This is a genomic window from Nitrosospira multiformis ATCC 25196 (genome assembly GCF_000196355.1).
Classification (GTDB): Bacteria; Pseudomonadota; Gammaproteobacteria; order Burkholderiales; family Nitrosomonadaceae; genus Nitrosospira; species Nitrosospira multiformis.
Window position 1 is genome coordinate 726,295 of sequence record NC_007614.1, and the last position, 13,018, is coordinate 739,312.

The 13,018-nt window shown below is 54.7% G+C and carries 8 protein-coding genes and 1 pseudogene; 4 read left to right on the forward strand and 5 right to left on the reverse strand.

Annotated features, from left to right (window positions below; all coding sequences use genetic code 11):
• Window positions 1–44 precede the first annotated feature (44 nt).
• The gene (serB, locus tag NMUL_RS03360; RefSeq protein WP_011379993.1) at window positions 45–875 is read right to left on the reverse strand and encodes a phosphoserine phosphatase SerB; all 831 of its coding nucleotides are present in this window, start codon (window positions 873–875) and stop codon (window positions 45–47) included.
• Window positions 876–1,420: 545 nt separating this feature from the next.
• Here serB and NMUL_RS03365 point away from each other — a divergent pair.
• Window positions 1,421–2,239: an SH3 domain-containing protein gene (locus NMUL_RS03365; RefSeq protein ID WP_104009612.1), complete on the forward strand. Its 819-nt coding sequence runs from the start codon at window positions 1,421–1,423 to the stop codon at window positions 2,237–2,239.
• Window positions 2,240–2,242: 3 nt separating this feature from the next.
• On the opposite strand, the gene NMUL_RS03370 is transcribed toward NMUL_RS03365, so the two are convergent.
• Together NMUL_RS03370 and mfd are read right to left on the reverse strand one after the other, a co-directional pair.
• Window positions 2,243–3,952 (reverse strand): sensor domain-containing diguanylate cyclase, encoded by a 1,710-nt coding sequence (locus tag NMUL_RS03370; RefSeq protein WP_011379995.1) that lies wholly within the window; start codon window positions 3,950–3,952, stop codon window positions 2,243–2,245.
• Between the two features lie 187 nt (window positions 3,953–4,139).
• Window positions 4,140–7,610 carry a transcription-repair coupling factor gene (gene mfd, locus NMUL_RS03375; RefSeq protein ID WP_011379996.1) on the reverse strand — a complete coding sequence of 1,157 codons (3,471 nt, stop codon included), beginning with the start codon at window positions 7,608–7,610 and terminating at the stop codon, window positions 4,140–4,142.
• Between the two features lie 88 nt (window positions 7,611–7,698).
• On the opposite strand from mfd, the gene NMUL_RS16460 reads away from it, so the two are divergent.
• The gene (locus NMUL_RS16460) at window positions 7,699–7,821 is read left to right on the forward strand and encodes a hypothetical protein (protein WP_258039180.1); all 123 of its coding nucleotides are present in this window, start codon (window positions 7,699–7,701) and stop codon (window positions 7,819–7,821) included.
• 13 nt (window positions 7,822–7,834) lie between these two features.
• On the opposite strand, the gene recJ is transcribed toward NMUL_RS16460, so the two are convergent.
• Together recJ and NMUL_RS03385 are read right to left on the reverse strand one after the other, a co-directional pair.
• A complete protein-coding gene (recJ, locus tag NMUL_RS03380; RefSeq protein WP_011379997.1) occupies window positions 7,835–9,676 on the reverse strand; it encodes a single-stranded-DNA-specific exonuclease RecJ in 1,842 nt (613 codons plus the stop codon).
• 72 nt (window positions 9,677–9,748) lie between these two features.
• The gene (locus NMUL_RS03385) at window positions 9,749–10,909 is read right to left on the reverse strand and encodes a DUF1207 domain-containing protein (protein ID WP_011379998.1); all 1,161 of its coding nucleotides are present in this window, start codon (window positions 10,907–10,909) and stop codon (window positions 9,749–9,751) included.
• Window positions 10,910–11,291: 382 nt separating this feature from the next.
• Between NMUL_RS03385 and NMUL_RS16575 the strand changes: the two are divergent.
• Together NMUL_RS16575 and NMUL_RS14835 are read left to right on the forward strand one after the other, a co-directional pair.
• A pseudogene (locus tag NMUL_RS16575) lies at window positions 11,292–11,467 on the forward strand (SMR family transporter); the annotation flags it as partial.
• Window positions 11,468–11,843: 376 nt separating this feature from the next.
• Window positions 11,844–12,935, forward strand: a complete 1,092-nt coding sequence (locus NMUL_RS14835; RefSeq protein ID WP_011380000.1) for a PEP-CTERM sorting domain-containing protein — start codon at window positions 11,844–11,846, stop codon at window positions 12,933–12,935.
• The last annotated feature ends 83 nt before the right edge of the window (window positions 12,936–13,018 follow it).

The window sequence follows — 13,018 nt, forward strand, 5'->3', positions numbered from 1 at the left end:
AGGTCGGCTGGAAGTGGACCGGTTCCGGCTACTCCAGACATCATTCACCGGAACAGGTTGACTACGCCATCGAGTCCGACATGGTTGAGTGCATAAGTAGCTTTCGCCTGTACCACCGGTTTTGCATGATAAGCAATGCTGACCCCTGCCTCTTCCATCATCTTGAGGTCATTGGCTCCATCGCCGATAGCAATGACCTGTTCCCGCTTCAGTCCCAGTTCTTCGCGCACTTTTTTCAGCACTTCCCCTTTTCCGGTCGCTCCGATGATATCTCCCAACACCTTCCCTGTCAGTTTGCCGTTTGAGACTTCAAAGCGATTGGCGGCAGCATAATCGAGATCCAGTCTGGCTTTTACTCTGTCAGTAAAAAAAGTGAAGCCACCGGAAATGACCATGGTTTTGAGACCGGCGGATTTCATGCGTTGCAGCATCTTTTCCGCTCCGGGACTCAACCGAACCCGTTCGTCATATACCCGCTGCAGGGCGTCTTCATCCAGTCCCTCCAGCAAGGCGGTTCGGAGCCGCAGGCTTTCTGCAAAGACGATTTCCCCACGCATGGCCCTCTGCGTGATTTCCGCCACCTGCGCCTTTACGCCCTGCATATCCGCGATCTCATCAATGGATTCGATCGCGAGGAGGGTCGAATCCATATCCATCGCAACCAGACCAAAATCTGATAGCCGCGCCGATGGGTCGACAAAAGCAAAATCAAGGTCCGCTTCAGCACAATATGCGGCCACCTCTTCCCGCCGGGCTGCATTTTCAAGCCGGAAGGCTTGCCCCGTGATACGTTCGATATGGTTTGCGTCGACCAGTTTCGCCAGTTCCCTTAAATCGCTGTTCTGGATTTCGAGTCCTTGTATGATGAGGTTCATGTTTGTTGTTCCAATTATTGTCAAGAATGTGCGACAGCCGTGCAAGAAAAGCCGAAGGAACTCCGTTCGGCAGTAGCGTTTCCTGCGAATGGGCGTGGAGCAGTTAGAGCATTGCCCCGTATGCGGGTGGCGGCAATCAAGTCCAGGAGTTACCGCCTGTAATGTTGAAAGAAGCCCGTGTTTCCGTGTTTTTAGCGGAAGGGGATATTTTTCATAAACTTGGCATTTTGCCATCAATCTCCAATAACTTCCATATGCATTCTCTCTATCTTGATCTGCTCGCAATCTCTCGAACAATGAGGTGAACCCGGCCTGATTCTTGAAGAAGCCTGCTTTACACGGCTATATAATCCCAATTCTGATATCGGCTTCTTCCAGTTTCGCGCGCTCATTGGACATGTTAGCCGGGATCGCACAATCGGTTCTTTCAGATGTGCGCCTGAGGTTGGGTAATAATAATCATCCAAAGTATTTCATATAAGAATCGGAGTTGAAAAATCGTGCAATTACTCAGACAGGTCCTCAGACTTTACAGATATTTGAAAATGTGGCCGGAGAAAATCTCCGCTCAAGTCGTAGTCGTGCTTATTGGTGTGAATATTGCCGCGTGCAGCCATATCCAGAAAGTGCATTCACCCGCACCCGAGCCCGCAGGAAATTTTCCTCTCGCCCGTGAAGTGGCACAGTTTGAATTCGGCTGTAGCAATCTGCGCGCAGAAAGAGAGGCACAGCAGCAGGAAATTCAACGCTTGCAGAAGCTGTTGGCAGAGAAAGAGGCCTATATTCGCAGTCAGGAAGTGCGGCAGCAGGATCAGCAGAAGGCGTTGCAGGAAACCAGCAACCGCGCCGCGCATGCTCAAGTCAGACTCAGGCGGCTGGCCACCCGCCCTGCCGCCGCCTCTACCATTGCAGAGGTTGAAATGGTTATGGAAAACCTGAAATCTTCCCCCTTTACGGGTTCAGAACTGATTCTGCAGAACCAGGCTCAGCGGTTGCTGGACGCGGCGGTTTCCGCATACGAGGGGGACAATTATGCCGCTGCAATGGATTATGCCTCCCAGGCGCGTGAATTCATCAACATGATGAAGAACAATCGTGCGCGCAAGGTTTCGGACGCGCATCAGGTCACTGTCCTGTTCCAGATGCCCATTCCACTGCGGGCGAGTGCCGACAGTAAGCTGCGTGAAAAGCCGGGTTTGAAGGCGCCGATTCTGGGAGTGCTGAAAAAAGAGTCGGCAATGACGGCAGAGGCCTATAGAGGGGAGTGGTTGCAAATTCTTACCGCAGATGGTCGCTCGGGATGGATATTCAGTACGCTGGTGGAGGCGCAGGTGGCCAAAGGAATCGATATGGGTGTCAAATAGGATTTAGCGGGAGAAGTATGCCTGATTGCGGCCAGCACGCTTGGCTTCATAAAGTGCATTGTCGGCGCGGGAGAATACTGCTGTCGTTGTGCTGTCGTCAGAGCGGCACTCCACCGCCCCGATACTCACCGTGATCGATATCGTCGATTTTCCGGCTGGATAGGTCAGTTTTTCCACATGCGTGCGGATGCGCTCAGCGGTTTTGACAGCCTGATCGATGTAGGTTTCGACCAGGATGATGATAAATTCATCGCCCCCGTAGCGCGCCGCATAATCAATACTGCGGATCGACTGGAGAAGGATTTGCGCAACCTTGGCCAGAATTTTGTCGCCGGTAATATGGCCGTATGTGTCATTGAGTGTCTTGAAGTGGTCGATATCCAGCATTAGCAGTGCAAAAGGCCGTTGCGTGCGTCTGAATCGCGCCAGTTGATCGGCCAGGATGGCATCAAGCTTGTTGCGATTATAGAGGCCGGTGAGGCTATCGGTAATCGAGAGTTTTTCAAGCATCCGGTTTTGTTGTTGCATGGCTTCATGCGCAGCCATGATTTCGGCGTGGTTCCGTCGCAATCGGTCTGCCATCTGATCAAATACCTTCGTGAGGTGGCCGATCTCGTCATTCCGCGTTGCGGAAAGCCGCACTTCCAGGTCGCCATCCGCGATCCGGTCGGCTGCACGCATAAGACGTTGCAGCGGCACGACGATCGAGCGTCCCATTTGGAATGCCGCGGCGGCTACGATTAGAACCAGCATACCGACCAGTATCAGGAGCATATTGCGCAGTTCGATCCAGTCGCCATAGACGGCGGCCCGATCACGCTCCGCCAGAATGGTAAGGGGGAATTCATGGAATACATCTGCCAGACCGATTACTTCACGGCGTGTCAATCCCTTGAAGAACATGGATTCGCCGGGGCGTGCGAGAAGCTCGCGCAACGAGGGGCCATCGAGTTGCGCCATGGTTTCTCCTTCCGCCAAGGTGCCGATGAGCACACGGCCATCCGGATCCAGCAGAAATACCTCGCCCGGGGGTGATGTCGAAGAACTCTTCAAATGGGGCTGCAGGTTGCGCAGGTCAAGCACGGCTACCAGCGCCCCCATCAACACGTTGTCGTATGACAACACCGGAACCGCGACGCTGAGGGTCGCGGTGTTGTACTGCTCGTTCCAGTGAGGGGGTGTGATCACAAGACCTTCCGTGACCGAGTTTTGCGGCCACTCGTCGGGGAGCGTTGCTCCCGCGGGTTTTTCGGCACTGCTCGCGATAATTTTTCCGGACGCGTTCATCACGGTCAATTCCCGTATCGCATCAAGCTTCCCCTGAACAGACTGCAGGTAACGCGCGAGGGCTCCTGGGTATTTGGCCAGCATATCCGCGCGGCGTTGATAAGATGCGGATAATGCTTCGATGACCGCTCCGGATGCTGCGGTAACGTGCGCTTCATGTGCACGCCTGTCGAGCCAGAATTCCATTTCCCGGCCCGCATAATCCGTGAGCGCGCGAAGCTCGCGCGTGACGTTGGCATTGGTCTGCGCTTCACTCTGCCTGAATGTCAATAATCCGAGCCCCAGCGACGGGATCAGCGTAGCCAGGGTGGCGAACACCACGAGTTTGCTCTTAATACTCTTTAATCCGAGCCCCAGCGACGGAATCAGGCTAGCCACGGTGGCGAACACCACGAGTTTGCTCTTAATGCTCTTTAGAAGGGCCATGGGACGGAGTTCCGGATAAAGGTTACTCAACGGATAAATACTGTCAGAATTTCAGCAGAATTATTCCGAGAAACAGCTTGAAATAAGGGCTGCAGATCGCTAAATCAATGCCCGGGAACGACGCGCAATTCTATATATCCCGTTCCCATCTCCACCTGCTGAGAATGGGCCACTTTCCACCCCTGTCTTATGTGCCCAATTCGGTAAACAAGTCCATTATCCGCCTGACTCGTTCTCCCGCCTCCGGGATGCACGTTTTTATTTTCAATCGATCAGGTCCGGAAAGCTGATAGTCGCGGCTACGCTGAAGAAGGGCGACAATCCTTGCCGCATCCACGGGAGGATTGGGCGTAAATTGAACCTGAATGGATTCGCTGCTTGCCTCAACACGAATGATTCCCAGCGGCGCTGCAGCGATACGTAAACGGTGGCAATCGAGCAATGCCTTGACCGGATCCGGTAATAGGCCGAAGCGGTCCGTCAATTCAATCTGCATTTCATCCAGTTGCTCATCGCTGGTGCAATTGGCCATGCGTTTGTACAGGATCAGCCGTTCATGTATATCACTGCAGTAATCCTCAGGCAGCAACGCGGGAACATGCAAGTTGATTTCGGTGGCAACCCCGAGGGGGTGTTGCATGTCGGGCTCCTTGCCTTCCTTCAGTGATCGCACGGCTGCTTCCAGCATATTGGCGTAGAGGGTGAAGCCGATTTCCTGCATCTCGCCGCTTTGGGATTCCCCAAGAACTTCGCCAGCGCCCCGAATCTCGAGATCGTGCATGGCGAGGTAGAAGCCGGCCCCCAGCTCTTCCATGGACTGAACAGCCTCCAGGCGCTTCCTGGCCTGAGTCCCCAATGCCTCCTCCTCCGGTACCAGCAGGTAGGCGTACGCCTGATGATGGGACCGTCCTACCCGCCCGCGCAGCTGATGCAGTTGCGCCAATCCGAACTTATCCGCGCGATGAATGATAATGGTATTGGCAGTGGGCACATCGATGCCGGTTTCGATGATGGTTGTGCAGAGCAGCAGATTAAACCGTTGCTGGTAAAAATCTTTCATCACATGTTCCAGCTCGCGTTCCCGCATTTGTCCGTGGGCGATGCCTATTCGCGCTTCGGGCAGCAGGCGGGCGAGCTTGTCATGCATCGTCTGGATGGTACTCACCTCGTTATGTAAAAAATATATCTGCCCACCCCGCTTCAATTCCCGCAGGCACGCCTCGCGGATGATTCCCTCGGAAAAACGGTTTACAAAGGTCTTGATGGCCAGCCGCCGTTGCGGCGCTGTTGCAATGACGGAGAAATCGCGCAGTCCCTCCAATGACAAGGCCAGGGTGCGGGGAATAGGCGTGGCGGTAAGGGTTAGGACATCCACTTCGGAGCGGAGGCTTTTCAGCTGTTCCTTATGGCGCACACCAAAACGGTGCTCCTCGTCGATGATGACCAGTCCCAGGTTTTTGAATCTGACGCCTTTCTGGATCAGTTTATGCGTACCGATCACGATGTCTATCTGCCCATCGGCGAGGCCCGCCAGCGCCTGGGCCTGCTCCTTGCCTGAACGGAAACGCGACAGCTCGGCAATTTTAACCGGCCATTCTTCCGCAATCAGGCCGAAACGGTCCGAAAAATTCTGGAAATGCTGTTCCGCCAGCAGCGTGGTAGGAACCAGTACCGCGACCTGTCTGCCATCCGCGACAGCGACAAAAGCCGCCCTTAGCGCCACCTCCGTTTTGCCAAAACCCACATCTCCGCAGATGAGCCTGTCCATGGGGCGGGCAGAAGTCAGGTCATCGATTACCGCAGCGATGGCAGTCGCCTGATCCGGCGTCTCCTCGAATCCGAAACCTTCGACGAACGCCTCGTAATCCTGCTCTTTCAGGCGAAATGCGTGGCCAACACGGGCGGCGCGCTGGGCATAGATGTTGAGCAGTTCGGCCGCGGTATCGCGTACCTGCTGCATCGCCTTGCGCTTGGCCTTATCCCACTGGCCGCTACCCAGTTTATGCAGGGGCGCGGATTCCGGTGAAGCGCCGCTGTATCGTCCGATAAGATGCAGTTGCGAGACAGGTACATACAATTTGTCACCACTGGCGTATTCCAGCGACAGAAACTCCGTTTCGCCTTCTCCCAGATCCATGCTGACGAGCCCGAGATAACGGCCTATGCCGTGTTGTTCATGGACGACGGGATCGCCCGCCTTGATCTCGGACAGATCGCGCAGAACGGCATCGGCGACCGCGCTGGTTTTGCGCGAATCCCGTTCACCCCGGCCGTGCAGGTGTCTGGCATAGAGCTCGCTTTCGGTTACAAAGGCTATTCCCTTTTCCGGGTATATGAAGCCGTTGTGCAGCGGCCCCACACCGAGCACGAAGGGGCTAGTGCTTGCGCGAAATTGCGCATAGTTGTCGCATATGTCGGGATTGAGCCTATACTGCTTCAAATGATCGGCAATCAACTCACGCCTGCCCAGACTTTCGGCAAGGAGCAACGTTCTTCCCCCTCCGGAGGATTCGAATTCAGCAATAAAGGCAGAAAGTTTTTCCGCCGGATTCACGGCGCGACGATCGATCTGAAGCGGAGGCAAAGGAATGCTCAAACCTTGCACCTCGGCTCCGCCGGTTTTCGTCGCCCGTTCTTCCGGTGGAATCTCGATGCGCGGGTAGGGTTTCAACGCCCCGAAGAATGCTTCCGTGGTAAGGAACAAGTCTGCGGGTTTCAGCAGCGGCCGGTCGCTATCGCCCCGCAGAAGCTGATAGCGCGCCTGCGTGTCATGCCAGAAACTCTCTACCGTTTGGTAAAGTTCATGATGCAGGCACAACAGCGCTGTTTGCGGCAAATAATCGAACAGTGTCGCCGTATGCTCAAAAAAAAGAGGCAGATAGTATTCGATACCTGCGGGACTGCCACCCTTGCTGATATCCTTGTAAATGAGACTCCTGGAAGGATCTCCCTCGAATTTTTCACGGAATCTGCCTCGAAAGCGTGTACGGCCTTCCTCATCGAGAGGAAACTCGCGCGCCGGCAGTAATCGTATCTCGGTGACCGGATAAACGCTTCTCTGGGTATCGACGTCAAAGGTCCGGATGGTTTCGATTTCATTATCGAGCAGGTCGATCCTGTAGGGCAACGGGCTTCCCATCGGAAACAGGTCGATCAGTCCCCCACGTACGCTGTATTCCCCCGGTGAAAGTACCTGGGTCACATGGCTGTAGCCAGCCAGGGTCATCTGGCTGCGCAAGGCGTTCAGGTCAAGGGTTTCGCCGCGAGCGAGAAAGAAAGTGTGTGCCGCCAGGTACTCGGGCGGTGGCATGCGGTACAGGGCCGTGGTGACAGGAACAATCAATATGTCGCAAGCGCCATTCATGAGTTGGTAGAGCGTTGCCAGTCTTTCGGAAACGAGGTCCTGATGCGGCGAAAAAGTATCGTAGGGCAACGTTTCCCAATCCGGCAGCAGCCGGGTTCTCAGTTCGGGTGCAAAAAAAGGTATTTCCTCCAGCAGTCTTTGAGCGGCCAAAGCGCTTGCCGTAATAATGGTAACGGGCTTTGCTTTTTTCGCCTCCAGCGCCAGTTGGGCGAGGGCAAGCGAGTCGGAGGATCCGTCAAAGTGACCGTAGCGAATAGTCGATCCGGATGAGGGAATGGTCAGCTTGAATGCCATTCTGTTTTAATTCGAGTCAGGTGGTTTTGATAAGTGACAGCAGGTAACAATAGGGTGAGTGCCGGGCGCGAAAAGTCAGTGGATTGTAATGAAACAGGAACTGGACAGTCCCCACGGAATTCGACCGGGTCGCGGCCTCATGCTGGCCGGTCGAATATTATATGCCAGTCATGGAGCAGACATCCTGGGTAAACGCGGGCACGCGGAATGAGCGGGAATTGTGATTACATCATGGTTGCTTCTGACCAATGCTCCAGGATGAATTGCAGGGAAACATCACTCTTGAAATCATTTACCTGTAACCGGTAAACGGCATCTATTACCCCGGGAAGAGGACCGTCTTGGAGGAACAGTATGGCGTCATAAAGAAGGACCGGTTTCTCCGGCGGGTTGTTTCCGGCTGCGGGCCGCGCCTTTCTTAATTTCAATTTAAGGTGTTTTTGTCCGACGACACGCTGGTCTTCCACATGAAAGCGGCTGCGAAATGCAGGTTGCGGGAATCCCTGTCCCCATACCTGACGCACCAGCTGTTCCGCCAGTTCCAGAGTTATTTCGGATTCATCCAGGTCGCCGTCGGTTTCGATGACCCGCTTGAGATCCGCCGGTCCCAGCAATTCCCTGGCAGTTTGTTCGAAGGCGGCACGGAATTTTTCGAAATCGCATGTACGAATAGTCAGCCCCGCTGCCGCGGAATGACCGCCGAATTTAAGCAAAAGCCCGGGATAGCGTTTGGAAACCAGATCCAGCGCATCTCTCAAGTGAAAGCCCGGTATGGACCGCCCCGATCCTTTCAGCTCATCCTGGCCTCCCGGTGCAAATGTGATCACCGGGCGATGAAATTTATCCTTTATGCGTGACGCCAGTATGCCGATTACCCCTTGATGCCAGCCAGGATCGAAGAGGGTCAAGGCATAGGCGCTCGTCCCTTCTTGCGGGGAATCATGGGAGCGGAATACGCCTGACCTCTGAGGCATATCCGATGGCCGCAGCGTGGGCGAGTCCTGCAAACCACTGCTACCAGAAAAGATATTCTCCAGCATGTTCAGCGCACTATCCCGCATGTGGGATTCGATTTCCTGCCGCTTGCGATTGAATGTGTCCAGTTGTAGCGCAAGCTGGGCAGCACGCGGGGGATCATCGGTAATGAGGCACTCAATGCCCAGGGACATATCGTCCAGCCGTCCTGCCGCGTTCAGTCTCGGTCCAATCATGAAACCCAATTCGTAAGTGGAAGTTTGACTGAAATTACGGCAGGCGATGTTGATCAGAGCATTGATGCCTGCACATCCGCTGCCCTTGCGAATGCGTTTCAAACCTTGCTGTACCAGAAGCCGATTGTTGTCGTCGAGCTTCACGACATCTGCCACCGTGCCCAGCGCAACCAGATCCAGCAGGCTTCCCAGATTTGGTTCCTGCTGCGGAGATGCAAACATGCCTTTTGCCCGCAACTCCGCCCGCAGGGCGAGCATGACATAGAACATGACGCCTACACCAGAGAGGTGTTTGCTGGGAAAATCACAGCCGGGCTGGTTGGGATTGACGATGACGGCCGCCTCAGGCAGCGTATCGCCGGGAAGATGATGATCAGTGACGAGAACCTGCATTCCGAGGCGATTGGCCTCGGCAACTCCTTCCACGCTGGCAATGCCATTATCGACCGTAATCAGAATATCCGGGCGGTGAACGCCGGCGGCAGCCACCCGTACGATCTCCGGGGTAAGTCCATAGCCGTACTCGAAGCGATTGGGAACGAGGTAGTCGACCTGGGCACCGAATTTCCTCAATGCGCGTATTCCTACGGCGCAAGCCGTGGCGCCATCAGAATCATAATCGGCTACGATCAGCAGGCGCTTGCGGAGCGCAATCGCCGTGGCAAGAAATTGCGCCATTGCCGTTGCATTCTTCAGGCGTGCAAAGGGAATCAGCCGGGACCAATCGATCTCGAGCTGGCCTGGCTCTTCGATACCGCGCGCAGAATAGACACGGGCCAGGACGGGGTGGAAACCGTGCCGGATCAGTGTATCAAAAGTCTGGTGAGGGTAATCGCGGACGATGATATTGGGCATGTCAGGGACAGAAGGCTCAGACTTGCCAGTATAACGCTTTACGCTTCCCGGTTTCTTTACAGTGATGAGCGCTCAGAAATGATAGTGCGCTCCAATACCGAGATAATCCACCCGCTGCCTGAAAAACTGGCCCGTCGGGGAGTTTCCGTGAAAATACTCAACCAGGAACTGAAGATTGCGGCCGAATGCCCGGAAGTGATCCAGTTGAACACCTGCCCGCGCGGATACATCGGCATTCCAGTCGTTCTGCTGATGGTTCTTGAGGTCAACCGCCACGATCGGTCGCAGCGGTAAAAACGCGATCCGCCACGGGCTGCGAAACTCGACGCCATATTGTATCGACCAGGGCTTGATGTTCGAGGGTTCCTTGTGAAAGATTCCACCTCCACCCCCGTAAACCCTCAATCCATACGGAAGCTCATACGACAATCTGAGATCGGCTCCCTCATAGCTGAGATTGATCCGCTGCAGGCTGGTTAATCTGCGCAGCAATAATTCGTCTCCAAGATGAGAGCTTTGATGATAGATACGGCCGAAAGCAGAAAAATGGCCTGCCCGCACGCTTCCATAAGCGGATGCTATGAAATCGCTATTGATGAGATCGGACGAAGGCGCGCCGAGATTGAAGTCGCTGAAGACAGCAGCCTGAAGACCTGCTTCCCACTGCACAGTAGATTGTCCGAAATTCGCGCGGTAGAAGGGAATGGTTTCACCAAAACTGACAGCGGCATTGTTATTTCCGTCAATATTGTTTCCGACATAGTTGCGATATGCGGCGGAGAAATGCGCCCAGCGCGGATCGGCCAGTAAAGGCTTGAACAAATGTCCTTCCGGCAGCATTCCGGTTGCCAGAACGGTGGGACCCGCCGCAGGTACGCCTGCGGTCTCGGTCGTTGCCGCTCCAGGCTCCCGAGAGATGGCGGAAGGGTGTTGAATAGGCTTGAATGCCTCGCGTTCTGCGATTCTGCTGACACTTTTTTCCGCTATGGTCACTCCGGTCACACCAGGGATTTTCGACAGTGCCTGAACAACCTGCGCTTGGTTCTCGGATTTCAGTTTATCTTCAGGTACGGTAATGATGCCATCTTTCACCACCAGAGTCGGAATCTCCATTCCAAAGCCATGTTTCAGGACACCCGCCGCGTAACCGGCGATATAGGCATCCTCCGTTACCGCAGCATGGACAGTTGAGGTAAAAAACAACATGGCTGCGATGATATTCAGATAACGCACGGTTTCCCCTTTTTTGATATTCAATCAAGAACAGAATGTCACGTTTAGCCTTTCTGCTGCTTTGGGTGCTTCGCAACGGGCTCTTTGCCCGCTGGAGCGGTGTATAAGAAGAAGTAATGTGCTAAAAGCCCGGGAAGTAAAAAGACTTCGGGTTCCATTTTAAAACAGTGCTCACGTTGCCGCCCCTAGACTCCGCGCTCGATGAAGAGTCTGCGAACTGCGAGGACCGTGGAATGCTAGTGGAGAGCCACTGGCAAGTCCGTATGATTGCGCACACATCGGGCATTGAGATTGATTGTCCTCATTGCGCTTTTTCGAAATAGCTTGAGGATGCCCGGTATGCAATGGGTTTTCCCTGTCTGTTGCAATTGTCAGTGAGGTGGTGGCAACCTCAGCCCTGAAATCCAGTAATGATTTCACGCAGTTCTGGCCATCAGTAGTTGTCGTGGCGGGCTATGCCGTTGCTTTCTTCTTTCTCTCCCTTGCCTTGCGCACCCTGTCTGTGGAATCGCATACCCTATCTGGCCTGGCGCCGGTATCATCCTCATATCGCTCGTCGCCTGGCCCTTTCCCGGGCAAGCGCTCGATGGTCCCGCCATTCTGGGTCTCGCGCTCATTGTTGCCGGTGTCGTTATCCTGAACATATTTTCCAGATCCACCACTCATTGACAGCTGTTCCGGTTCGGGAAGGAAATCCTGCGGGAAACTCCGGAAAGGAAACCCCGGAAAGAAATACAGGCCCTAATTCTCCACTTGCCCGTTCGTCCACTTTATCGACGCTTTCTTCAGGCGGTGTACCAACGTCCAATTGTTTTGGCAGCGGGAGTTGCTACGATTCGGTTCACCTGCCCGTCCGGTTTTTTACGGCCTCTCCAAGCGGCCATAACGGAATACGAGACCGAACGGGGCATTGTGAGAATGGATCGGAGATCGAATGATGAGTATCAGGAGAATTGTCTGGCAGTTGAGCATGTGTGCGGGGATTACGCTTTCGACAAATGCGTACGCGATTGCATTATTTCAGTCCGAATCCGTCGCGCCTGCTGCCCTGCAATCCGAATATCATGTTTCCTGGGTCAGGAGGGAAGCGGATGATCCTGAGGGTACAGGGGGACATTCAACGCATCCATCCTGGAACGGGTCGCCGAACTTCCTTCTGCCGTTGGCTTCAGGATATTTCGATATTCTTTCCCCGTTCGAAAATTTTGCTTCTCCATCGACCGCTTTATATCTCACTCTGCTCAGAGGGGATGAAGCTTTCGGCGTCAATATTGCAGGCTTCACCAATGATGAGGCTGGGCTGGTAAACATGCTCGCCCTTCCGGATCTGTTCATGCAGGCACAGTGGCAGCCCGCTGAAGGCAACTCACAAACTACACCTTTTACTCCACATTCTAATAGCGGCAACATGGCTCGCGCAAGAAATACGCCGCACGCATGCGCGCAACTGCGCGAGGTTCGGAGAAACAGGCTGGAGCTAAGGGATGACGACTGCATTGGCTTGGGGGGTGGTTCGGAGGGAAACGGTAATGCGAATAGAAACGGGAGCAAGGCCGGGGGAGGCTCCAATGCCATCATCGCTCGAAATAAAAATGCCCGCGACAGCAATGCCGGTGATGGCGCCTATACCGGTGGAGGGGGTGGTGGCGGAGGGGGAGCAGGGGGAGGCACTCCAGGTACAGGCGAGAAGGGCAATGGCGGCATGTCTCCACCAGACAGTAATAACTCTGAGCCGGATAATGGCAGTGAAGGCAATGCAGGCGGAACCGAAGGGGCCGTGTCCAACCACGGTAATGAGAATGGCGGAACGGGCGAAGGCGGCAATGGGGGAACCGGAGGAGGGGACGGAAGTGGCGGGAATGGTGGTACGGGGAACTGGAACAACCCGGATGAAGGGGAAGGCCCGCCCCCAAGCGAAGTAACGGAAGTAACGCCCCTTCCTGAACCCGCTACGCTAGCGCTTCTCGCGCTGGGTCTGGCTGCACTGTGCGCCGTGCGGAGAAATCAGGGCAAGATTGCCGATTGAATCTGCCCGAATTTATAAAGGAGGTGCATACATTGCGCAGGCGCGATCATTTCGTGTAGGATTTTCCGCGCTGTCGCCGTGGT